Here is a 22,418-nt window from a genome sequence, read left to right as displayed (position 1 = left end):
CCCGAAGGCTCCCCGCCCGGCGTGCGCGTATGTGCGGTCAGGTGGTGCGGCGGTGAGGTGGTGAGTGGTGAGGCAGTGAGGTGGCGGGGCTCAGAGCTGGGTGACGTCCAGCTCGCCCTCCGCGTACTGCCTGCGCAGCACCTTCTTGTCGAACTTGCCCACGCTCGTCTTCGGGACCGCCTCGACGATCGTCCAGCGCTCCGGGAGCTGCCACTTGGCGATCTTGCCCTCGTCGGCGAGGAAGGCGCGCAGGGTCTCGAAGTCGGCGTTCGAGCCCTCCTTGAGGACGACCGTGGCCAGCGGGCGCTCGCCCCACTTGGCGTCGGGGACCGCGACCACGGCGGCCTCGGCGACGTCGGGGTGGGCCATCAGCGCGTTCTCCAGCTCCACCGAGGAGATCCACTCGCCGCCGGACTTGATGACGTCCTTGGCGCGGTCGGTGAGGGTGAGGAAGCCGTCGGGGGAGATGGTGCCGACGTCGCCCGTCTTCAGCCAGCCGTCCTCGCTGAACTTGTCGGCGGGGCGCAGCGGTTCGGCGTCCGGGCCGTTGTAGTAGGCGCCGGCGATCCACGGGCCGCGGACCTCCAGCTCGCCCGCGGACTCGCCGTCCCAGGCGAGGCGTTCGCCGCCGGGGCCGGTGAGACGGGCCTCCACGGCGGCCGGGAAGCGGCCCTGGGTGAGGCGGTAGGCGAACTCCTCGTCCGTGCCGACCGCGGCGGCCGGCGGGCGGGCGATGGTGCCGAGCGGGGAGGTCTCCGTCATGCCCCAGGCGTGGCAGACCCGCATGCCCAGGTTGTCGAAGGCCGTCATCAGGGAGGGCGGACAGGCCGAGCCGCCGATGGTCACCTGGGTGAGGGAGGAGACGTCGCGCGGCTTGGCGGTGAGCTCGGCGAGCAGGCCCTGCCAGATGGTGGGGACGGCGGCCGCGTGGGTCGGCTTCTCGCTCTCGATCATCTCGGCGAGCGGGTCGGGCTGGAGGAAGCGGTCCGGCATCAGCATGTTCACGCCGGTCATGAAGGTGGCGTGCGGGAGGCCCCAGGCGTTGACGTGGAACTGCGGGACGACGACCAGCGAGGTGTCCTGGTCGGTGAGGCCCATCGACTGGGCCATGTTGACCTGCATGGAGTGCAGGTAGATGGAGCGGTGGCTGTAGACGACGCCCTTGGGGTCACCCGTAGTACCTGAGGTGTAGCACATCGCGGCGGCCTGGCGTTCGTCGAGCTCGGGCCAGTCGTAGCCGGTGGGCTTTCCGGCGACGAGGTCCTCGTACTCGTGGACCTGGGCGCTCGCGCCCGCGAGGAGGGAGCGGTCGCCGGGGCCGGTCACGACGACGTGCTCGACCGTCTTCAGGTGCGGGAGCAGCGGGGCCAGCAGCGGCAGCAGCGAGCCGTTGGCGATGACGACCTTGTCGGCCGCGTGGTTGACGATCCAGGCGAGCTGCTCGGGGGGCAGACGCAGGTTCAGGGTGTGGAGGACCGCGCCCATGGAGGGGATCGCGAAGTAGGCCTCGACGTGCTCGGCGTTGTTCCAGGCGAGCGTCGCCACCCGGTCGTCGCCGGTCACCCCGAGGTCGTCGCGCAGGGCGTGGGCCAGCTGGGCCGCGCGGGCGCCGATCTCGGTGTAGGTGCGGCGTTGCGGCGCGCCCTCGCCGGTCCATGTGGTCACCAGCGATGTCCCGTGGATCGTGGACCCGTGGGTCAGGATCCTCGAGATCAGCAGCGGTACGTCCTGCATGGTGCTCAGCACGGCGTCCTCCCAGGTGCGGCGACATTGCCTACGCGGTGGTAACGGTTGCGCTGATTCTGCGCACATACCGATCGGTATGTCACTAGGGAGCGATGATCGATCAGGTCACGTTAAAGCGCGGACCAAGTCCTCACTACGGCGCTTTATCGAACAACGTCCAGCTCAGGGTCCTCGCGGAGCTTGCCGAGGGCGCGGGACACCGCCGACTTCACCGTACCCACGGAGACCCCGAGAACCTCCGCCGTCTGCGCCTCGCTGAGATCCTCGTAGTACCTCAGGACTACCATCGCTCGCTGCCGCGCGGGCAGTTTCGTGATAGCCCGCCACATCGCGTCGTGCAGGGCCTGCTGCTCGGCGGCGTCCATCCCGCCGGGCAGCGGCTCCGGCTCGGGCAGTTCGTCGCACGCGAACTCGTCGACTCTGCGCTTGCGCCACTGCGACGTGCGCGTGTTCACCAGGGCCCGGCGGACGTAGCCGTCGACCGCCCGGTGGTCCTCGATCCGCTCCCACGCGACGTAGGTCTTGGTGAGCGCGGTCTGCAACAGGTCCTCCGCGTCGCTCGGGTTCGCGGTCAGCGACCGGGCGGTGCGCAGCAGCACGGGCTGACGGGCCCTGACGTACGACGCGAAGGACGGGTACGCAGCGGGCCGCCTCATGCCGTTCGAAGCGCTGGAGCAGACGGGTGTGGTCATGGCTCCACGCTAGGTTCGCCCCCCGCCACGGCGGATCGCCCGCAGGTGCCGAAGCCGGATCCGCCTCAGGTTGTAGGGGCGCTGCCGCCTCCACCTCCTGAAGGTGGACGAGAGACGGAGGGCTGGTACGGGTTTGCCCTTGGGGGGTGGTGAGGGGCGGGCGGTTGGGGTGCCGGGGGCGGGGGCGGGGGGCCTGGGGGCCTGGGGGTAGGGCGGCCGGGGAGCCCAGAGGGCGGGGAGCCGGGGGCCGGGAGCCTGGGTGGCCAGGTGGCCGAGGAGCCGGGAGCCTGGGTGGCCAGGTGGCCAGGTGGCCAGGTGGCCGGTGGCCAGGTGGCCAGGTGGCCGGTGGCCAGGTGGCCAGGTGGCCGGTGGCCAGGTGGCCAGGTGGCCGGTGGCCGGTGGCCGCGAAGCCGGGCGGCCGGGGAGCGGGAACCTGGGTGGCCGGGCGGCAGGGCCGCCGGGGAACTGGGTGGCCGGGGAGCCGGGCCGCCGGGGGCCGGAGAGCCGGGAGCCGGAGAGCCGGGAGCCTGGGTGGCCGGGAAGCCGGGCCGCCGGGAGCCTGGGTGGCCAGGTGGCCGGGAAGCCGGGCCGCCGGGAAGCCGGGCCGCCAGGGAGTTGGGCCGCCGGGGACCGGAGGGCCGGGAGCCTGGGTGGCCAGGTGGCCGGTGGCCGGTGACCGGTGACCGGTGACCGGGGAGCGGGGAGCGGGGAGTGGGGAGCGGGAACCTGGGTGGCCGAGCGGCAGGGCCGCCGGGGAGCCGGGAGCTTGGGGGCCAAGGGCCAAGGGCCCGGGGCCAGGGCCGGGGGCCAGGGCCGGGGCCCGGAGGGCCCCGGTCGTACAGTTTCGCGTGGCTCACCCGTCGGAGACGAGGACCAGACCCGACGTCGGGACCCCCGTCCCCGCTGTCACCAGGGCTCGGGACGCGTCCGGGATCTGGTTCACCGACGTGCCTCGCAGTTGGCGTACGGCCTCCGCGACGCCGTTCATGCCGTGCAGGTACGCCTCGCCGAGCTGGCCCCCGTGGGTGTTGAGCGGGAGGCGGTCCTCGGCGACGAAGGCGGCGGCCTCGCCGGGCGGGCAGAAGCCGAACTCCTCCAACTGCGCCAGCACGAAAGGCGTGAAGTGGTCGTACAGGATCCCCACGTCGATGTCGGCGGGCGCGAGCCCCGAGGTCCGCCACAGCTGGCGGGCGACCACGCCCATCTCCGGCAGGCCGGTCAGATCGTCGCGGTAGAAGCTGGTCATCTGCTCCTGCGCCCGCCCCGCTCCCTGGGCGGCGGCCGCCACGACGGCGGGCGGATGCGGCAGGTCCCGGGCGCGCTCCACGGAGGTGACGACCAACGCCTGCCCGCCGTCGGTCTCCTGGCAGCAGTCCAGCAGCCGGAGCGGCTCGACGATCCAGCGGGAGGCCGCGTGCTCGGCGAGGGTGATCGGCCGCCCGTGGAAGTACGCCGCCGGGTTGGCCGCCGCGTGCCGGCGCGCGGTGACGGCCACGTGCCCGAACGCCTCCGGGGTCAGCCCGTACGCGTGCAGGTACCGCTGCGCCGCCATCGCCACCCAGGAGGCCGGGGTGAGCAGCCCGAACGGCAGGGTCCAGCCCAGCGCCGTGCCCTCCGCCGACGGCTCCCGCTGCCGTACGCCCGCGCCGAAGCGGCGGCCCGACCGCTCGTTGAAAGCGCGGTAGCAGACGACGACCTCGGCCACCCCGGCGGCGATGGCGAGCGCCGCCTGCTGGACGGTCGCGCAGGCCGCGCCGCCGCCGTAGTGGACGCGGGAGAAGAACGACAGCTCGCCCATGCCGCAGGCCTGCGCCACGGTGATCTCCGGGCTGGTGTCCATGGTGAACGTCACCAGCCCGTCCACGTCCGCCGGCACGAGCCCGGAGTCGTCCAGCGCCGCCCGCACCGCCTCCACCGCCAGCCGCAGCTCACTGCGCCCGGAGTCCTTGGAGAACTCCGTCGCCCCGATCCCGACGACGGCGGCCCGACCCCCGAGGAAGTCCCGCGCACGGATGCTCATACGGTGCCCTCGCTTACGCTGCCTTCGCTCGGGTGGGAGTGTGAGGCCGGGACGGAGACGGAGACGGTGACCGTGGCGGTGACGTGGCGTCCGGTGCCGTTCTCCCCCAGGACCCGCACCACCGCCGTCTCCCCGTCGACCTCCTCCACCCTGCCCGTCAACACCATCGTGTCACCGGGGTAGTTGGGCGTCCCGAGCCGGACGGCGACCCGGTGCAGCACGGCCGTCGGCCCGAAGTGGTCGGTGACGAAGCGGCCGACCAGGCCGTTGGTGGTGAGGATGTTCATGAAGACGTCGGGAGACCCCTTGGCTCGCGCGGCCTCCGGATCATGGTGCACGTCCTGGAAGTCGCGCGAGGCGACGGCGCCGGCGACGATCAGCGTGCGCGTGATCGGAACCTCCAGCGGACCCAGCTCGTCCCCGGCCCTCACGCGACTGTCCCCTCGAACACCGGCAGCACCAACTCCTCGTCGTACCGCCGGAATTCAAGCCGCACCGGCATCCCGATGCGCACCTTGTCGTAGGGCACGCCGACCACGTCACTCACGATCCTCACGCCCTCGGCGAGTTCGATCAGGCCGACCGCGTAAGGCGGTGAGAAGGCGGGAAAGGGCGGGTGGTGCATCACGACGTAGGAGAAGACGGCGCCCTCACCGCTCGCCTCGACCGTGTCCCACTCCTGCGCGCCGCAGGCGTTGCACCCGGGCAGCCACGGGAAACGGAGGGTGTCGCAGGCGGTGCAGCGCTGGATGAGGAGCCGGTGCTCGCGAACACCTTCCCAGAAACCGGCGTTGTCGCGGTTGATCACCGGGCGGGGGCGGCGCTCCTTGGGTTTCCTGCGCGCCGGCGCGTACTTGAGGATGCGGAAGCGGTGCGTGCCGACCAACTCCCCGGCCACGCGCACGTCCGTACGGGTCGTGACGAAGTGCCCGGCGCCGAGGGCGGTCGTCTTGCGGCCGGACACCGACTCGATGACCGTGTCGAAGGCGACCTCGTCCCCGGGCCGCAGGGGGCGGAGGTACTCCTGCTCGCAGTCGGTGGCGACGACGGCGGTGCAGCCGGCCGCGTCGAGGAGCCCGAGCAACTCCTCGTACTCCGCAGCCCGCCCACCCGTACGGCCGCCGACCCCTTCCCCGACCCCGCCCTGCCCACTGGAACCACCCGAGCCTTCCAGGGCGGTCACCAGCCCTCGCATGATCCACGCCTGAAGCATGGTGGGCGGCGCGATGGCGTCCGCCCCGGTGTAGGCCGGGTTGGCGTCGCCCATCGCCTCGCACCAGTGCCGGATCATGGGCAGGTTGACCGGGTCCCGGCCGACGCCGGCGACCGCGGCGGGCCGGCCCTCGTAAGCCCGCAGCCGCGCCTCCAGCCCGTCCGCCTCGTCGCTCATCCCGGCCACCGCCCCTCGTAGAACCGCGAGCCACGGAGTTTCTGACTGTCCGTCAGACAGTAAGAACTGTCAAGGTGGATCACCCTCCCGAAAACGCCTGCGCGGCGATGCCGAAGCACCGCCGCGCAGACGCGTGACCCCCCACAGAGCACCCCCGGCCCCGACTCCCAGCCCCCTTCCTCCCCCTCCCCCTCACCTCACCCGAACAGCGGCGAGAAGGTGACCGCCACGTTGCTGTTGCCCTGGTTGACGGCGGTGAAGGCGGAGCCGTTGACCTGCGCGGTGTTGCTCTGGTTCGAGGCGCCCGCGCCGACGGCGTTCTGCTGCGTGGTGGACGAGTTGCCGTTGTTGTCGTTCCCGACACCGCTGCCGACGACGCTCGCGACACCCGCGTTCGATCCGTCGTCCGCGAAGCCTCCGTTGTCCGCCGCCGCGATGCCGGTGAACAGGGCGGCTGCCAGCGGGAGGGCGGAGACGGCGGCGATGACGCGGGCGGTACGGATGCTTGCCATGTTGTTCCTCCAGAACGGGGACTACGCACCGGCTCGTGACCGGTCCAGGCATGAAGTACGGCTTTTAGCAGGGCAGTTGGCCGACCGCCCGTACTGCGACGACGTCGTGTGACCAGAGTTGCCCACCGCCCCGCGGCCAACCACCCCGGACGCCGCGATTAGCACGCAAGCGTGATGACAAGTCGATAAACCCCCGCGGCCGACCTTCCGGCCCGCGAGGCCATAATCCCCGGCAAGCCAGACATAGCCCACCCAACCCCGCCAAGCGAAGAAGCGTTCCGCCGCGACTCACCCCATTCCGCCGCCTCCACCCTCCCCCTCGGCGCGTCGCCACTCGCACCCCCTTCCCTTTTTCGAACACACATACGAAAATAAACGCATGGCCACCACCGACCGGTACCACCGGCAGGCCACCACGCTGGCCCTCGCCCACGCCCTGTCGGCCGCCGAACGCGGCCTGGCCGTGATTCCCCTGTCCCGGACGAAGCTCCCGGCCCTGCGTTCCCCCCACCGCGACGACCCGACGGCCCCGCCCTGCCACGGCGAGTGCGGCCGTCCCGGCCACGGCGTCTACGACGCCTCCACCGAACCGGCCCGCATCCGCGACCTCTTCGCCGCCGCCCCGTGGTCCACCGGCTACGGGATCGCCTGCGGCCTGCCCCCGCACCACCTGATCGGCGTGGACCTCGACACCAAGTCCGGCACGGACTCCACGACGGCACTGCGCGAACTGGCCCTGCGCCACCTGTTCACGATCCCGCCGACGGTCGTCGTGCTCACCCCGTCCGGCGGCCGTCACCTCTGGCTCACCGGCCCGCCGGACGTCACGGTCCCCAATTCGGCCGGCCGCCTCGCCCCCGGCATCGACATCCGCGGCGCCGGCGGCTACCTGGTGGGCCCCGGCTCCCGCACCGCCCACGGCGTCTACACGACCGCCCCCGGCTCGGCGCACCTCCCCCCGGCCCCCTGCCCCCGAGCCCTCCTCCGCCTCCTGCTCCCGCCGCCCCGCACACCCACACCACCCCTCACCGCGAGCGACGCCCAAGGCCGCGGCCTGATCAACTTCGTCCTCACCGCCCACGAGGGCCAACGCAACACCCGCCTCTTCTGGGCCGCCTGCCGAGCCTACGAAAACGGCCTGGGCCCCACCCTGAAGGAACCCCTGATAGCCGCAGCGATCCACACAGGCCTGACCCCCCAGGAGGCCCACTCCACAGTGACCTCAGCCGCCCGAATGACCCGCCGTCCCGGGTGCACCTGAGACCGCTGGCGCGCAGCGCCCGAAAGCAGGCCCCGGTCGTTCCCCCTTCCGATAACCTCGCCGCGCCAAGATCACCGGCCGATGTCAGGGCGTCGAGCCGGCCATGCGGCGGGGCTGTGCGTCACCGCGGGCCCGCGTCGCCTCACGGACTGGAGAGCACCATGCCCCGATGGGCCGTCCTGCGAGCTGAGGGCGAGGCGGAAGCCTTCCGCTACACCGTTCGCCGTGAACTCGAAGGGACCGAGGCGGAAGCGCTGGCCGCGATGCCGCACCTCGTCGATACGTTCGCGGAGGCCGCCACCTCAGGAGGGCGCCGACGCCAGAGAAGACAGGTCTTCCGCGTCTCCGAACGAAGCTGCTTCGTGCGCGTCCAGAACCCGATGTCGACCGAGGAAGCCCACTTCACCCTCGCCGAACTCATAGCCGACACCCACGACGACGCCCTCCCCGACACCGGGTCCGGCTGACGGCGGGACCGTGGATTCCGGCCGCAGAGCGGCCGCAAGGGGGCACACCGAAGGGGTGCCGCTCCGGAGAGTGGCACCCCTTCTGACCTGCAACGCTGTGACCTGCTGCGGTGGGTGTGGGATTTGAACCCACGGTGACATCGCTGCCACGACGGTTTTCAAGACCGTTCCCTTAGGCCGCTCGGGCAACCCACCTCGGCCCCGTCCCACCTGGGGCGGAGCGGCTACAGACTACCGGCCTCTGGCCTCGCCCGGGGCTTGCGGTCCACACGGGGTCCACTGGCTGTCTTCCACGCCTCGGGGCCGTGTCGGCGTCGGCTGAACTCGGACCCACTTTGGGCGGTTGAATTCTGACCCGGTTGGTGTCGGTGGGTGGTGGTTCAGTCGTTGTCGGGTGCGTCGGTGGGGACGCGTCCGAGTTCGCGTCCTCGCATGCGGTAGGAGTCGCCCTTGAGGGAGTGGACCTCGGCGTGGTGGACCAGGCGGTCGATCATGGCGGCGGCCACGGTCTCGTCGCCGAAGACCTCTCCCCAGCGTCCGAAGGGTTTGTTGCTGGTGACGATCACGGATGCGCGTTCGTATCTGTTCGAGATGAGCTGGAAGAACAGGTTCGCGGCCTCCGCTTCGAAGGGGATGTAGCCGACCTCGTCCACCACGATCAGCGGATAGCGGCCGAGCCGGGTGAGCTCGGCCGACAGGCGGCCGGTCTCGTGGGCGGCGGCGAGCTTGTCGACCCATTCGGCGGCGGTGGCGAAGGCGACGCGGTGTCCGGCCTGGCAGGCTCGCACTGCCAGGCCGATCGCCAGGTGCGTCTTGCCGGTGCCGGGCGTTATCAACGGGGCCTGAGCCCCTCTCTTCTCTGTCTGCAACGAGCGTCACCGTGAGCGTTCTGCGTCGTTGATGCATTGCTATCAACGGGAGTTCTTCAACGAGACGGAACGGCATCAGTGGCACACAGCTTGGCGGTCCGGCCCGTGAACGGGCAGCGGACGTGGACCGTGATCGACGAGAAGTACCGGACCGTCGCTCCGGTCGAGGACTGGCTGGAGGCCCATCGGCAGCTGTGGTCGCCGAACACCGTCCGCGGCTATGCGACCTCGCTGGCCCAGTGGTGGACGTTCCTCGAACAGCGCGACGAGACCGGAAGGTGGGGTGATCTCGGGGTACCGGCGGTCGCGGGGTTCCTGGCCTGGCTGCGCAACGGCCGCACCGTCGAGCACGCGCTGGTCGAGCCCGAACAGGCGCCGGAGGCAGGGACGTTGGAGGCGAGGCTGGCTGCGTTGATCTCCTTCTATCGCTGGCAGGAGGCGGTCTTCTCGGTGCCGGTCGCGGGCCGGCTCATGCGCGGGACGCCGCGCCGGGCCCCGGCCCGGGGACTGCTCGCGCATCTGGACGCCCGCACCGCTCCCGCTCTGTCCTCGCTGGTGAGGGTCCGGCGCCAGCGGCTCCGTGGGCACCCGCCGCTGCTGTTGCCCACCGAGATCCAGGCGATTCTGGACGGCTGCGCGATGCCGGACGCCATGGTCGGCGAGTGGGCGGGCAACCTGCGCGACCGGCTGCTGTTCGCGCTGCTCGCGGAGACCGGGATGCGCCTTGGCGAGGCCCTTGGCCTGCGGATCTGCGATTTCGTGATGGGCCGCGGCTCCACTCCCTATGTCGAGATCGTGCCCAGGGAGGACAACACGAACGGGGCCAGAGTGAAGATGATGCGCCCGCGGCGGGTCTACGTCGGCTGCGACCTGGAGCGACTGTTCGCCGACTACCTCACCCACCTCGCCTGCCGGGCCGCCGGGTTCGGCATCGAGATCGATACCGAATCACCGTTGCTGGTGAACCTGGAACGGCCGCCGCTGCTGGCCGCCCTGCGTGAAGGGACGGTGCGGGACAAGGTGTCCGCCCTGCGCAAGAAGGGCATCGGTCCGGCGTCCTGGACGCCGCACTGGTTCCGCCACAGCCACGCGACGGCACTGCTGCTGGCCGGGACGCCGGAGTGGGTGGTCTCCCGCCGCCTCGGTCACGCGCACGTGCAGACCACGCTCGACCTATATGGCTGGGTTCGTGAGGACGAGGCCCTGCGGGCCGCGGCGAACTGGAAGTCGTACATCTCCGCCTGGCAGGTCGACGATGGCCGGTGAACAGCGTCATCTGCACACAGCCGGCGACGAGGACCCGTTCTGGCGACTCTGGCTGGAGCTGCCCGAGCCCTGGAAGGGGCCGGTGATCGGTGACGGCATCGACGACTGGGACAGAATCACCGAGAACGGTGACCGCCGCATCGACCTGACCGGGCTGCCCGACCTGATCGCCGCAGAGCTGGCCTGGATGGCGCACTGGCAGGCCCTGGACGGGACCCGCTCGTCGGTGCTGGGCACCAACCAGTTCGCGAACATCCTGCGCCGGGCGATCCGCGACAACCATCCCTTCCCGATCTCCATCCGTGCCAAGGGCTGGGAAACGGCGGCCGCTTTGCAGCGGTGGTTCTATGCCACCCGCTGGGGCCGGCTCCCGCCCCGCGGCAGCGTCGCCCGCCTGCGGGTGATCTTCCGCTTCTCCCGTCTGGCCCTGCTGGCCCGCTGCACCAACGGCCCCTGGTGGTCCCTGGACGAGTGGCATCCCCGTTGCGACCCGCGAATCCCGCTGGCCGAGCACGAGCCCCAGGCCCACTACGGCTGTTCGCCCTCGAAGATCGGTCAGCCGTGGCTGCGGGAGGCCGTGAAATGGTGCCTGGGCACCCAGCTGGAGGCCGGCACCCTGCGCTGGTCGACGGTGAGCCAGGAGAGGATGCGGTGCTTCGTCCGCTTCGACCGGTGGCTTGAGACCTTCACCGACCCGCTCGACGTCCTGGGCGATCCCGCCCACGCGGTCCAGCTGGCCGCCGCCTTCCGGCGCTGGGACGCCGACCCCGCCAACCGGCTCCTTCGCCGGAACGAGAAGCGGTTCGCCGGGCAGCCCGTCCACCCCCGCCTGGTCAACGACGACCTGCGGGCCGTCGCCTAACTCTTCGCGTTCGTCACCGCCAACCCCGCCGAGGCCCACCAGGTCCTCGGGCTCCATCCGTGGTCCCGGGTCACGGACGCGCATGCGGCCGGCTGGTTCTGCCAGGTCTCCCGCATTCCGCACCAGCGGGAACTCAATGACGAGCACTACGTCGACGACCACGCGCTCGCCCAGATTCCCGCCGCACTGCCGCTGCTCGGCCTCGGCCGCAGAGAGCAGATGCTGGTCACCCGCGGCGACGGGCAGCAGGTCACCGTCGACGGCTTCGATGACCCGCAGGCCATGCGCATGATCCTGCTGCAGATCCTCACCGGACGGCGGTCCAGCGAGATCCGCACCTGTCTCTTCGACTGTCCCTCCCCAGTCCCCGACCGGGCGGTGGACGCCGCCGAGGGCGAACAGATCGCCCGCTTCCACTACGCACAGAGCAAGATCGATATCGCGCCGGACAACATCCTCGTCGACGCCGAGGTCGTCGCGGTCATCGAGGAACAACGACATTGGGTCCGCGACCACTTCCCCGGCATCATCCCGCGCCATCTGTTCCTGCAGCGGACCGGCAACCGCCAGGGCGACAAGCCCTACCCGTCGGGCACCTACAACTGGATGCTTCGCGAGTTCAGTAAGCTCGTGAAGATCACCGACAGCAAGGGCAAGCCCGTCGGGCTCAGCCACACTCACCGCTTCCGCCACACCAAGCTGACCCGACTCGCCGAACTCGGCCTGCCCGTCCACGTGTTGATGCGCTATGCCGGACATGCCACCCCGTCGATGACGATGCACTACGTCGCCGCCCGCCAGGAGCATGCCGAGCAGGCGTTCCTGGCCACCGCGAAATTCCGCGCAGACGGCACCCAGGTGGCTTTCTCCCGCGACGACCACGACAGCCTCCACCTGTTCGACCGCGCCGACCGGTTCCTGCCCCACGGCTGGTGCCTGCTGCCGCCCCTGCAAACCTGCGACAAGGGAAACGCCTGCCTGACCTGCTCGGTCTTCGTCACCGACGCCTCCCACCAGACCGCACTTCAGCGGCAGTTGGCCGAGACCGAGGCCCTGATCAACCGCAACACCACCGCGTTCCAGGAACGGCACGGCCGCCCGATGCCCGAGGACAACGTCTGGCTGATGCAACGCAGAGCCGAACACGCGGCCCTCATGAAGCTGCTGGACACCATCCACTCCAAGCCGGGACGCGCGGTCCAAGGCGCCGGCTGCGGCGCCGCCCCCACCGGCCCCGTCCCTCTCACCCTCGATCTCGACCGTCACCGAAGGACCCGGCCATGACCGACGACGCTCGCGCCAAGCGCACCCAGACCCTTGCCGCCGCCGCGAAGGCCAAGTCCCAGGCCAAGACCGACGCGGCAGAGAAGGCAATCCGCACCCTGGTCAAACGCAGTGAGCCGATCACCTTCCAGGCCGTCCAGCGCGAGGCCGGCGTCTCCCACGCCTTCCTCTATAACCACCCCGACTTGAGAGGACGTATCGAACGACTCCGGGCCCAAGCCCGTCCCGCCCCCACACCGGCCGCTCCGGCCGACGAGCAGAGCACCCTCGTCCTCGCGCTGACCAGCCAGATCACCCGCCTCAAGAAGCAGCACCGAGAAGAAGTACAGGCACTGCGGGACGCCCTGGAGCAGGCACACGGCGAGAATCTCGACCTCCGCCGCGAACTCGCCCGCCGCGGCGGAGACACCCCACCGCCACAAGCCCGAGTCATCGGGCCCTGCTGACCTCACCCAGCGGTCATCAGGCCGATGAGCTCGGCATCCGTGCTCCCGGAGCGCAGCCGGACGTCGAAGTTATAGCCCTCGTCGCAATACACCAGGTCAAAGCCCGCCGGAGCGAGCCTGCGGAACACCACCGCCAACCTCACAGCGTCAGCCTCCGGGACATCCAAGTACAGACACGTCCCGTCCCGATGCAGATATGCCTCACCGGCGCCGTCTTGCGCCTCGAAGGACCAGCAAAAACTCCGTGCCTCGCTGCGAGGTGTCGCATCGATCTCGACACCAGCCCACCCGGCTCGGATCGCCGCGGTCAGAGCGTCACGATCGACCTGCCACCCACCCGCGTCTCCATCGACCATCACCATGAACATCGCCACAGCGACTGTCTATCACTACCGCCCAGGCACGGACTGCTTCTCACACTCCATCGATCGCAGAAGCGTCCTGAGCTGGACTGTCAGCCAGAAACAGAAACCAAACCGGGGATAACGCCGGGTCCCAGGAAGACGACGTTCTCCTTGCCCGCGATGAAGTCCAACGTGCCCAGATGCGCGAGCTGTTGGCGCGTCATGCCGCGCAGATGGGTGACGTCGAGTTCCTCGATCGTCTTGATCGCGGGGAATCGGGCGGCGCGTACTCGTGCCTCGCCGCCGTGCGATTCGCGGGCGGAGACCTCGCGCTGGAGGCAGGCGACCAGGTATTCGGCGTGGGTCCAGGACTCCTTGCGGGCCCGTTCGGCGAGCCGGTCGGCAGCGGCCAGAAGGGCCGGAGGGAGGACCGCGCCGAGGCGCTGAAGATCACCGTTCCGGAGACCGGTCTTCCCAACGGCCTCAAGCCGGGTCTGCCGGTCATGCCGGTGGAGCTGTTCGCCACCCCGTGGGCCCGGATCTTCAACGGCCAGCTCTCGGACGGCATCGCCTACCGCGCCGACCGCGTGGACCTGGTCGGAGGCCCCGCCCCCGCCGCTGACGCGGCGTGAGCGGCACAGCTTTCCGGTTCGGCGCTGAGCGCAGCTACCCGCTGGCTCACGCCGGGCCGGACCCCCGGTTCACCGAGTCGCTCGTCACCTCGGTGACGGCCGTGCTCGTCGGCTACGGCTACCCCCGTCTGGCGGCCGTCGACGACTGTGCGGCCCTCGAATCGGCCCTTGTGGCCTTCCTCTACAACCCCAAGGAGCAATGAATGTCTGTGCAGGAGGTGTTCGGCCTGGCCCCGCTCGTCGCGCTGCTCGGCCTCGCCGTGTTCGCCGTGTGGGCGGTGGTGTGGGTGGCCCGCTACGTGCGCGCCGACACCATGACCCGGCAGTCCATCCGGCAGGCCGTGCGCGTACGGCGGGGCTGGAAGCGGCTCGCGCCGATGCTGAAGCTGGCGGCCACGGACAAGACGCCCACCCCGATGGCGTCGCTGGCGAACACGGACGGCAAGCTCGTCAAGCCCCGCGTCCTGATCCCGGCCCTGAAGGTCACGCACGACGCGTGCGGGGTGATCGCGCGGGCGAGCTGCCTGCCTGGCGTGGGCCTGGAGCAGTTCCAGAAGGCGGCCCCGCACCTGGCCGACGCCTGGAAGTGCACGCGGGTCGCTGTCACCCAGGACAAGCCCGGACAGGTGGTCATCCGCGGTGTGCGACTCGATCCGCTGAAGTTCACCACCGAGCACCATCCCTCGGGGGAGGTGCCGGAGGAGATCGCCCGGTGGGACCTGGGCTTGGACGAGTACGCGCAGCCAGTGTCTGTCGACCTCACGCAGGTGCCCGGCGTGACCGTGGCCGGCCTTCCCGGCTTCGGCAAGACCTCGCTCATCAACCGGCTGATCTGCGACTGGGCACCTTCGCCCGCGATTCAGTTCGTGTGCGCCGACGGCAAGGTGTCCACCGCCCGGGAGGGCGACTATGCCCACCTCGTGAAGCGGATGTTCGCCTTCGTCGGTGACGACCTCGAAGATGCCAACGCCCTGTTCCGGCGGCTGGTGGAGCTGCGCCGCGCCCGTGTCTCGGCCGCGGAACGCATCCTCGGGGTGCAGAGCATGTGGGAGGTCGGGCCGTCCGCCGTGTGGCCGCTCGTCGTCGTGATCATCGACGAGGCACACACCTACTTCCGCGACCACAAGGGCAGCGACCCGAAGACGAAGAAGCTCGCCGCGCTTGCCGCCGAGAACGCCCGGCTGGTTGAGGACCTGGTGAAGAAGGGCCGCAGCATGGGCATCCTCGTCATCCTCGCCACCCAGAAGTCCACCGGTGACGCCATCCCGACGTTCATCCGCGACGTGTGCCCCATCGGCCTGTCCTTCGCGCAGAAGACCGCCGAAGCTGCCGTCGCCGCGCTCGGTGAGGACATCCGGGAGTGGCCGGACGCCAACCCGATCAACCTCCAGGATCGTGCCTACGTCGGCGTCGCCTCAATGAACCACCAGTCGCAGCCCGGATTCACCCGTATACGTACGCCCTTCGTGTCCGGCGGGGACTCCGCCGACATCGCCGCCCGTACCGCCCACCTCACCGCCGACCCGGCCGACCTGCTCACCGCCGAGCTCCCTGGCGTCGAACTCGGCAAGTCCGGTCCGGATGACACCACTCCGCCCATGGCGGCCTGACCATCTGTCGGCCATCCCCCTCGCGGCTTCACCCGGAAAGGAGGTGAACACTCATGACTGAGGACCGGATCACTCAGCGCACCATCACCGCCGTGATGATCGTCATCGCCGCGCTGGCGTTCGTCTTCTCCTTCGGCAACGTCTGGGCCCTGGCCCTGCGCCTGGGCGTCCCCGCCCCGATCGCACCGCTCATCGCCCCGATGGTGGACCTGTCTGTGGTTGGCCTCCTGGTGGCCCTGCGCTACCTCTCCCTGCGCGGCGTCCCGGCCGAGCAGATGAAAGCGGCCAACCGCCTCATGCACGTCTCCGGCCTGCTGACCCTGGCCCTCAACATCGCCGAACCCGTCGTCGCCGGGCACTACGGCCGCGCCGCAGTCGACGCCGTGGCCCCGCTGCTGCTCCTCGGCTGGGGAGCGGTCGGACCGCAGCTCCTGCGCTCCTTCCACGCGGTCTCCACCGAAGTCAGCGCCCCGGCAACCACTGCCGGGACGGAACCGGCCCAAGAGCCCGCCCCGGCCTCCATCGAGGCCGAATCCACCTCAACGCCCGTACCTCCGGCCCCTGTTCCGGCGCCTGCTCCCTCACAGCCCCGCCCTACCGCACCCGCTACGGCTCCCGCCCCGGTCGTGCCTGCGGTCAAGGTGCCTGAGCCGCTATTGACCGAAGCGCGCTCAATCGCCGCATCGCACCATGCCGAGCACGGAGAAACGATTACTCCGGCTCAGCTCAAGATGCGGCTCGGCATCGGCCTCCCCATGGCCACTGCGCTCCACGCCGCCCTGTAGAGCCGCGCTCCCCCCGCCGGCCTTCCCGGGCCCTTTTCCCTCGCCCGCCCCTGGGCCCGATCCGTCATGCCTGCGGGCAGCAGCCCGAGCGCACTGAATCGCTGCTGCCCGCAGGTCCCACCCTCGCGCCAGAAAGGACACCCCGCCACCCATGCGCCACCCCCTCGACCTGCGCCACATCGTCAGCCCCGGCCTGCGGGACTTGGTCGAACTGGCCAACACCCACGACTTCGACCGCGTACAGCAGCAGGTACGCGACCTGCGCGGCTGCACCAGCCCCGTCAACCTCCACGGCTTCACCATCACCACCGACCAGACCACCAAGGAAGTGGTCCGCTCCTACCGCTCCGAAGACGAACCCTCCGGACGCCTGCTGACCACCTGCGGCAACCGCCGCTCCTCCCGCTGCCCCGCCTGCTCCCGCGTCAACGCCGCCGACACCTACCACCTCATCAAGGCCGGACTCTCCGGCGGCAAGAAGGTCGCCGAAACCGTCCGCGACCACCCCCGCGCCTTTGTCACCCTCACCGCCCCCTCGTTCGGCCCGGTCCACAACCGGCCGACCACCGACGCAGGAAAAACCCGCCCCTGCGCATGCGGCGACACCCACACCGAAGACGCGCCGGAACTCGGCACCCCGCTGAAGCCGGCCACGTATGACTACACCGGTGCCGTGCTCTGGAACGCCCACGCCGGACAGCTCTGGGCACGCTTCACCACCTACCTGCGCCGAGCCCTCGCCAAGCACTTCGGCATGACGCAGAGGGCGCTGAACTCGGCCCTGCGAGTCTCCTTCGCCAAGGTCGCCGAGTACCAGAAGCGCGGCCTGGTCCATTTCCACGCCGTGATCCGCTTCGACGGACCCGATGGCCACACCACCGAGCCCCCGGCCTGGGCGACCTTCGACGCCCTCCGCGTCGCCGTGGGCCTGGCCGCCGAGAGTGCCCGGCTCACCATCGAGTCCGACTCCATCGGTGAACGCGTCATCGCCTGGGGCGACCGATACAAGGTCGACCCCATCTCCTCCCTCGGCGATGGCGAACTCACAGACGCCAAGGTCGCCGGATACGTCGCCAAGTACGCGGCCAAGAACGCTGAAGGCGCGGGGACCGTGGACCGCACCCTGATGTGCCGTCCTTGCGCCGGACGCGGCTACGTACGCGGCCCCGACCGCTTCCACGACCTGTGCGCCGACTGTGACGGCACCGGACAGGCCGAACCCATCAAGGCCCTGCCTGTACAGCAGCACGTACGGCAGATGATCCGCACCGCCTGGGCCCTCGGCCATCTGCCGGAGTTCGCCCATCTCAAGCTCTGGAAGTGGGCTCACATGCTCGGCTTCCGCGGCCACTTCTCCACCAAATCGCGCTCCTACTCCACCACCCTCGGTGCCCTCCGCGACGTACGCCGCGCCTGGCGCCTCGCCCAGGCCGAAGCTGCCCGTGCCCGTGCCGGCCTCCCCGTCAGCGACGGGAACACGACGCTCGTCACTGCCTCCTCGTGGGCCTACCTCAGCAGCGGCTACCGCCCCGGCGAAGAGCTCCTCGCCGCCCAGGTCCGCCACGACATGGCACACGCCGAACGCATCAAGTCCGAAGGAGACCCCTGGCTGTGACCACTCCGACCAAGGCCGACAGGCAGACGCTGAAGCTGGCCGATGTGCTGGCTGAGATCGGGGTGTCTCGCGCAGCCTTCTACCGCATGCGCGCTCGGGGCCAAGCGCCCAGGCACCTGAAGCTTCCCAACGGTCAGATCCGCATACGCCGGGCCGACCTCGACGCCTGGTTCGACGCTTGCGAGGTGCAGGAAGCGTGCTGACCTACGACGTTCAGATCTGGGGCATCCGCAAGCGGCCCAACCGTGCGGCGGCCTATCAGCTCCGGTGGCGCGTCGGTCCCCGGCCCTTCTCCAAGAGCTACAAGATCAAGGCTCAGGCCGACGGTCGACGCTCGGAGCGTGCCTCTACTACGCGGCCAACCGCCCTGGAGAGGCGGCCAATCTCCGGCAAGAGGACTTCACCTTGCCCGAACAGGGCTGGGGAGAAGTGTTGCTCTCGACGAGCACGCCCCGTGTCGGCTCTGGGTGGACCGACACGGGAGAGTCGTTCGATACGCGCGGCCTGAAGAAGCGGGCCCGCAAAGCGACCCGGCCTGTGCCGATTCCCCCGGTCCTCGTGCGCCTGGTCCGCGAGCACATCAAGGAGTTCGGCACCGCCGACGACGGCCGGCTGTTCCGCGCGGCCCAGGGGGGCGGCCTGCTGTCCAAGGAGTACGGGGAAGCTTGGAAAGCGGCTCGACACTCGGTGCTGACCGAATCTGAAGCGGCTTCCCCCCTCGCTGACGTGCCCTACTCGCTGCGTCACGCGGGCGTTTCACTCTGGCTTGAGTCTGGATTCTCCCCGGCTGAGGTCGCGCGGCGGGCTGGCCACAGCATCGCTGTCCTCTTCCGCTTCTATGCCAAGGCGATTCACCGGAATCAGCAGCGCTCGAACGAACAGATCGAGCGGGCCTTGGACGCCGCCGACAGCGCATAGACATTGGGATTCGTCTGACTGCAGGTGCCATCCTCACCACCCTTCGGGTAGGGGATGGCACCTGCACGCTGTACTGGAGTAAGGGGTGTCCCGGCAAATCAAAGCTCTGATGGGTTCAGGCCAACATGAGCCTGGGAAACAAGGCCGATTGGTGAGACCTGTCTGGAGAGGTCTCCGCAGTTCAACGCACTCCTCACCACTAGCGGTTACTGGCCGAATCAAGAGATCGCAAGGAAGTACGACACGCCAAGATGTTCGAATCTCACGGGCTCTCCCCAGAGTTAGCACATACGGTGACCCCCGAGTGACCACAGCCGTCGGCGCAGGACCAGCGTCAGATGACGGTCGGTCGAACTCTACGGAGGGGAAATCGAGTTGAAGAAGAACACCGTGCGCCGGGCTGCCAGAACGGGTGCCATTGGCCTGTTCACCGCGGCCCTTCTGGTCGGCGCGACTACCGGAGCGCTCGCGACCGACGGCTCTCAGAAGGACGACTCACCCACCTGGCCGCAGATTGTCAGCCCATCCGAATACGCGGATGAAGGCGGCAAGGACCCTCAGTCCATGGCACCCATCGGTGAAGCCGCTCCCGCGCAGGGCCCCAGTGTCCAGAAACTCACCGACCTGCTGACCGAGACGACCGGGCTTGAACTCTTCCAAGCACCTGCCGTGGAAGAGTATGAAGAGCTGGGGCAGACGCTCACGTTCAATCTCGGAGACGGCAACTACGAACACCCACTCAACATCACTCGCCTAACCGTCCACAACGACGTGCCGTCGTCGGTTCTTTCTTCGGACGGTGATGAGACGAGCACAACGACCCTCCCCAACGGAAGCCACCTGCTGACTGCTGTGGGCACTGACGGCATCAGAGTGAGCACGTTGTCCAAGGGCGGCCAGTTGACCGTCTGGGAGGCACCGGCCACCACCGAGCAGAACGCCTACGCCGCAGACGCGCTCGTACGTTGGGCCCGTACCGTCGACGAACAGGGAATCACCGCCTCGCACTCCCCGGTGCTTGCCATCGCGGCCGCCAAGCCCAAATGTCAGCTCACTCAGAGCAGGGCTCCATTTCGGCACGGAGGATCCCTGCGCATACAAGCTGACGCAGCGATGATCTGTGACCAGACGGGCAGGGGAAACTTCGCCGCGTCGCTGCGCCAGTACCACGGGCTTGGCATCTGGAGGACCAAGGACGTCCGGGGCTACACGAACGAGCAGGGGAGGTCGTTCCCGGTGATCTTGCGCTTCGAGTGCTCTCGGCTCACCATCAGCAGGTGGCAATACCGCAGCAACATAGGTAACGCGACGCTGCGCAACAGCAACGGTACCTGGGGTGCCAGTAACGTCTTCTCCCAGACGGCCGGCATCCACTGCGCATAGTCGGCCTATAACCGCCGTCACAGGCCGAACGGCGTACGGTTGAAGGCAGTGAAGTCGCGTGCGTCAGCTGTAGGCGGAAGCCTCGAATGGAGAACCGTGGAGAACGAGCAACCGCGCCCTGACGGCGCTCATCTCGCCGCGGCTGGGTGCGGATGGCTTCTGATCGTGGCCGGCATCGCGACGCCCGGGCTCATACTCAACGACGGGGCCTTGACGGCATATCTGGTTGTCGTGGGTGGCGTGATCGGGTCCTTGTGGGCACGCAAGAGGCTTCGCCGCTGAGGGCGGGACCCTCTGCGAATCGCGGCCATGCGACTTGGTTCATGCGCCGGGCCATAGAGGTTCGCTGACCAGCAGGTTCCTGTCCAATCACCGCAGGATCGTGGTCCACGCCTGGTCCACGGGCAGTGATCCGCAATGCGACAGAGCCGGGTCAAGGTGAGACAGCCCGCACACAGGAGGGGTGCCCCTAAGCGAGGGACACCCCTTCTGACCAGCACGTTTATGAGCTGCGGAGTCGGCGACATCTGCACCCACGAGGACGCTTCCACGTCCTCACGTTTTTCGCGACCGTTCCCTTAGGCCGCTCGGGCAACCCACCCCGCGCCGTCCGGTCTCGGGCGGCGCGGGGGTGCTCCCGGTCGGGTCAGCTGTCGCCCTTGCGGGAGCCGAGGGTGAGGTCGACCGTCTGGGTCTTGCCGCCCCGTTCGTAGGTGATCGTGACCTTGTCGCCGGGCACGTGGGTCCAGATCTCGCCGATGAGGGTGGGGCCGCTGTCGATCACCGTCTCGTCGAGCTTGGTGATGACGTCGCCCGGCTTGAGGCCGGCCTTGTCCGCCGGGCCACCGGCCTCGACGGCGGCGGCGCCGCCCGCGCCCTGGTCGGTGATCTTCGCGCCGTTCGTGGACTCCTCCAGGGACACGGACGCGCCGATCTTCGCGTACACCGGCTCGCCCGTCTTGATCAGCTGCTGGGCGACGTACTTCGCCTGGTTGATCGGGATGGCGAAGCCGAGGCCGATCGAGCCCGACTGGCTGGTGCCGCCCAGGCCGCCGCTGCCGGTGGACTGGATCGCGGAGTTGATGCCGATGACGTTGCCCTGCGCGTCCAGCAGCGGGCCGCCGGAGTTACCCGGGTTGATCGAGGCGTCGGTCTGGAGGGCGCTCATGTAGGAGGAGGAGCTGCCGGTGCCGTCCGACGAGGCCACCGGGCGGTCCTTGGCGCTGATGATGCCCGTGGTCACCGTGTTGGAGAGGCCGAAGGGCGCGCCGATCGCGATCGTCGAGTCGCCGACGGCCACCTTGTCGGAGTCGCCCAGGGTCAGCGGATTGAGGTCCGACGGCGCGTTCTTGAGCTTGATCACCGCGACGTCGTAGCCCTTTGCGTGGCCGACGACCTCGGCCTCGTACTTCTTCCCGGTCGGGAAGGTCGCCGTCACCTTGCCGCCGTCGACCGCCTCCGCGACGACGTGGTTGTTGGTGACGATGTGGCCTTCCCTGTCGAAGACGAACCCGGTGCCGGTGCCGCCCTCGCCGTTGCTGGACTCCGCCTCGATGGTGACCGTGCTGGGCAGGGCCTTGGAGGCGACCGCCGCGACCGTGCCCGGGTCGCGCTTGATGGAGCCGCCGCTGTCGGACGCGGAGACCGTCGTGGAACCGGAGCTGTCCTCGTTCTTGGCCAGGGTGTAGCCGAGCCCGCCGCCCAGACCGCCGGCGACCAGCGCGGCCACCAGGATCGCGGCGACGAGTCCGCCGCGCCCGCGGCGCGCCTTCGGCTCCGGCTGCTGGTAGGAGGAGCCCCAGGCACCGCCGTCGCCGCCGGAGTGACCGCCCGCGTGACCGCCGGAGTGACCGTCGAAGCCGCCGTCGTACGACGTCGTCCCGGGCGGCGGGGGCGGCCAGCCGCCCTCGGCCGCGCCGGTGTGCTGCGGGCCGACGCCGTGCTGCGCGCCGACGCCGTGCTGCTGCGGTGCGTGAGGCGGCGGCCAGTCGCCCTCCGGCGCGCCACCGGTGCCGTAGGGAGCGCCAGTGCCATAGGGGGCGCCGGTGCCGTAGGAGCCGGGCGGCGGCGGAGGCGTCGCCGGCAGCGGAGTGGTGGGGGCGCCCGCACCCACACCCGCGTCAGCAGCCGCCGGAGCCGGCGAGGCCGCCGGGGCCACCGGAGCCGCCTGCGGTGCGTGGGGGGCGGCGGGGGCAGGGGGCGTCTGCGACGCCTGGGAGGCCGAGGGAGAATCCACCGGCACAGGAGGTGCGGACGGGGCCGGGGGGACCGTGGCGCCCTCGTTGGTGCCCTCGTTCTCGGTGCTCACAGCTCTTC

At 69.9% G+C, this 22,418-nt stretch carries 24 protein-coding genes and 1 tRNA gene; 14 read left to right on the top strand and 11 right to left on the bottom strand.

Annotation, left to right across the window (positions count from 1 at the left end; translation table 11 throughout):
- Window positions 1-90 precede the first annotated feature (90 nt).
- The 6 genes from ACFYX4_RS25985 to ACFYX4_RS25960 form a co-directional block, all read right to left on the bottom strand.
- Window positions 91-1,746, bottom strand: a complete 1,656-nt coding sequence (locus ACFYX4_RS25985; protein WP_389337983.1) for a long-chain fatty acid--CoA ligase — start codon at window positions 1,744-1,746, stop codon at window positions 91-93.
- Between the two features lie 143 nt (window positions 1,747-1,889).
- Window positions 1,890-2,438: a SigE family RNA polymerase sigma factor gene (locus ACFYX4_RS25980; RefSeq protein ID WP_389337980.1), complete on the bottom strand. Its 549-nt coding sequence runs from the start codon at window positions 2,436-2,438 to the stop codon at window positions 1,890-1,892.
- 853 nt (window positions 2,439-3,291) lie between these two features.
- Window positions 3,292-4,458 carry a lipid-transfer protein gene (locus ACFYX4_RS25975; RefSeq protein ID WP_389337977.1) on the bottom strand — a complete coding sequence of 389 codons (1,167 nt, stop codon included), beginning with the start codon at window positions 4,456-4,458 and terminating at the stop codon, window positions 3,292-3,294.
- The gene (locus ACFYX4_RS25970; protein ID WP_389337974.1) at window positions 4,455-4,889 is read right to left on the bottom strand and encodes a MaoC/PaaZ C-terminal domain-containing protein; all 435 of its coding nucleotides are present in this window, start codon (window positions 4,887-4,889) and stop codon (window positions 4,455-4,457) included. The genes ACFYX4_RS25975 and ACFYX4_RS25970 overlap by 4 nt, the downstream gene beginning before the upstream one ends.
- Complete coding sequence (locus ACFYX4_RS25965; protein WP_389337971.1) at window positions 4,886-5,848, bottom strand: bifunctional MaoC family dehydratase N-terminal/OB-fold nucleic acid binding domain-containing protein; 963 nt, start codon at window positions 5,846-5,848, stop codon at window positions 4,886-4,888. Before ACFYX4_RS25965 ends, ACFYX4_RS25970 begins: the two co-directional genes overlap by 4 nt.
- A 197-nt stretch (window positions 5,849-6,045) precedes the next feature.
- Window positions 6,046-6,360: a hypothetical protein gene (locus tag ACFYX4_RS25960; RefSeq protein ID WP_389337968.1), complete on the bottom strand. Its 315-nt coding sequence runs from the start codon at window positions 6,358-6,360 to the stop codon at window positions 6,046-6,048.
- A gap of 379 nt (window positions 6,361-6,739) precedes the next feature.
- Between ACFYX4_RS25960 and ACFYX4_RS25955 the strand changes: the two genes are divergently transcribed.
- Entirely contained in the window at window positions 6,740-7,621 is an 882-nt protein-coding gene (locus ACFYX4_RS25955) for a bifunctional DNA primase/polymerase (RefSeq protein ID WP_389337965.1), read from the top strand.
- A 161-nt stretch (window positions 7,622-7,782) separates the two neighbouring features.
- Complete coding sequence (locus ACFYX4_RS25950; protein ID WP_389337962.1) at window positions 7,783-8,088, top strand: hypothetical protein; 306 nt, start codon at window positions 7,783-7,785, stop codon at window positions 8,086-8,088.
- A gap of 108 nt (window positions 8,089-8,196) precedes the next feature.
- Here the strand turns inward: ACFYX4_RS25950 and ACFYX4_RS25945 are convergent.
- Window positions 8,197-8,283, bottom strand: a tRNA-Ser gene (locus tag ACFYX4_RS25945).
- Window positions 8,284-8,468: 185 nt separating this feature from the next.
- On the bottom strand, window positions 8,469-8,924 hold the full coding sequence (locus tag ACFYX4_RS25940; protein WP_389337960.1) for an ATP-binding protein: 456 nt from the start codon (window positions 8,922-8,924) through the stop codon (window positions 8,469-8,471).
- A gap of 111 nt (window positions 8,925-9,035) precedes the next feature.
- Between ACFYX4_RS25940 and ACFYX4_RS25935 the strand changes: the two genes are divergently transcribed.
- The 4 genes from ACFYX4_RS25935 (at window position 9,036) to ACFYX4_RS25920 (ending at window position 12,815) form a co-directional block, all read left to right on the top strand.
- Window positions 9,036-10,223: a tyrosine-type recombinase/integrase gene (locus ACFYX4_RS25935; protein ID WP_389337957.1), complete on the top strand. Its 1,188-nt coding sequence runs from the start codon at window positions 9,036-9,038 to the stop codon at window positions 10,221-10,223.
- Entirely contained in the window at window positions 10,213-11,085 is an 873-nt protein-coding gene (locus ACFYX4_RS25930) for a hypothetical protein (protein ID WP_389337953.1), read from the top strand. The genes ACFYX4_RS25935 and ACFYX4_RS25930 overlap by 11 nt, the downstream gene beginning before the upstream one ends.
- Before the next feature lie 219 nt (window positions 11,086-11,304).
- Entirely contained in the window at window positions 11,305-12,369 is a 1,065-nt protein-coding gene (locus tag ACFYX4_RS25925; RefSeq protein WP_389337950.1) for a tyrosine-type recombinase/integrase, read from the top strand.
- A complete protein-coding gene (locus tag ACFYX4_RS25920; protein WP_389337947.1) occupies window positions 12,366-12,815 on the top strand; it encodes a DUF6262 family protein in 450 nt (149 codons plus the stop codon). The genes ACFYX4_RS25925 and ACFYX4_RS25920 overlap by 4 nt, the downstream gene beginning before the upstream one ends.
- A gap of 2 nt (window positions 12,816-12,817) precedes the next feature.
- On the opposite strand, the gene ACFYX4_RS25915 is transcribed toward ACFYX4_RS25920, so the two are convergent.
- The gene (locus ACFYX4_RS25915; RefSeq protein ID WP_389338320.1) at window positions 12,818-13,183 is read right to left on the bottom strand and encodes a hypothetical protein; all 366 of its coding nucleotides are present in this window, start codon (window positions 13,181-13,183) and stop codon (window positions 12,818-12,820) included.
- 86 nt (window positions 13,184-13,269) lie between these two features.
- Window positions 13,270-13,572, bottom strand: a complete 303-nt coding sequence (locus ACFYX4_RS25910) for an ATP-binding protein (protein WP_389338317.1) — start codon at window positions 13,570-13,572, stop codon at window positions 13,270-13,272.
- Here ACFYX4_RS25910 and ACFYX4_RS25905 point away from each other — a divergent pair.
- The 8 genes from ACFYX4_RS25905 to ACFYX4_RS25870 all read left to right on the top strand — a co-directional run bounded on the left by ACFYX4_RS25905 (window position 13,465) and on the right by ACFYX4_RS25870 (window position 20,102).
- The gene (locus ACFYX4_RS25905) at window positions 13,465-13,791 is read left to right on the top strand and encodes a hypothetical protein (protein WP_389338314.1); all 327 of its coding nucleotides are present in this window, start codon (window positions 13,465-13,467) and stop codon (window positions 13,789-13,791) included. The genes ACFYX4_RS25910 and ACFYX4_RS25905 overlap by 108 nt on opposite strands.
- Window positions 13,788-13,994: a hypothetical protein gene (locus ACFYX4_RS25900; protein WP_389337944.1), complete on the top strand. Its 207-nt coding sequence runs from the start codon at window positions 13,788-13,790 to the stop codon at window positions 13,992-13,994. The genes ACFYX4_RS25905 and ACFYX4_RS25900 overlap by 4 nt, the downstream gene beginning before the upstream one ends.
- Window positions 13,995-15,401: an FtsK/SpoIIIE domain-containing protein gene (locus ACFYX4_RS25895; protein ID WP_389337941.1), complete on the top strand. Its 1,407-nt coding sequence runs from the start codon at window positions 13,995-13,997 to the stop codon at window positions 15,399-15,401.
- A gap of 53 nt (window positions 15,402-15,454) precedes the next feature.
- Window positions 15,455-16,186, top strand: coding sequence for a DUF2637 domain-containing protein (locus tag ACFYX4_RS25890; RefSeq protein WP_389337938.1), 732 nt, complete (start codon window positions 15,455-15,457; stop codon window positions 16,184-16,186).
- Window positions 16,187-16,337: 151 nt separating this feature from the next.
- Window positions 16,338-17,801, top strand: coding sequence for a replication initiator (locus ACFYX4_RS25885; protein WP_389337935.1), 1,464 nt, complete (start codon window positions 16,338-16,340; stop codon window positions 17,799-17,801).
- The gene (locus ACFYX4_RS25880; protein ID WP_389337932.1) at window positions 17,798-18,004 is read left to right on the top strand and encodes a helix-turn-helix transcriptional regulator; all 207 of its coding nucleotides are present in this window, start codon (window positions 17,798-17,800) and stop codon (window positions 18,002-18,004) included. Before ACFYX4_RS25885 ends, ACFYX4_RS25880 begins: the two co-directional genes overlap by 4 nt.
- Before the next feature lie 202 nt (window positions 18,005-18,206).
- Entirely contained in the window at window positions 18,207-18,719 is a 513-nt protein-coding gene (locus ACFYX4_RS25875; protein ID WP_389337929.1) for a hypothetical protein, read from the top strand.
- Between the two features lie 375 nt (window positions 18,720-19,094).
- Window positions 19,095-20,102 carry a hypothetical protein gene (locus ACFYX4_RS25870; RefSeq protein WP_389337926.1) on the top strand — a complete coding sequence of 336 codons (1,008 nt, stop codon included), beginning with the start codon at window positions 19,095-19,097 and terminating at the stop codon, window positions 20,100-20,102.
- Between the two features lie 646 nt (window positions 20,103-20,748).
- Here ACFYX4_RS25870 and ACFYX4_RS25865 read toward each other — a convergent pair.
- Window positions 20,749-22,410: a S1C family serine protease gene (locus tag ACFYX4_RS25865; RefSeq protein ID WP_389337923.1), complete on the bottom strand. Its 1,662-nt coding sequence runs from the start codon at window positions 22,408-22,410 to the stop codon at window positions 20,749-20,751.
- Window positions 22,411-22,418 lie beyond the last annotated feature (8 nt).

Origin of the sequence: Streptomyces sp. NPDC002328 (genome assembly GCF_042890065.1) — a bacterium.
Lineage (GTDB): Bacteria > Actinomycetota > Actinomycetes > Streptomycetales > Streptomycetaceae > Streptomyces.
The sequence above is the reverse complement of the archived record's forward strand: the minus strand, read 5'-3'. Positions and strand labels throughout refer to the sequence as shown.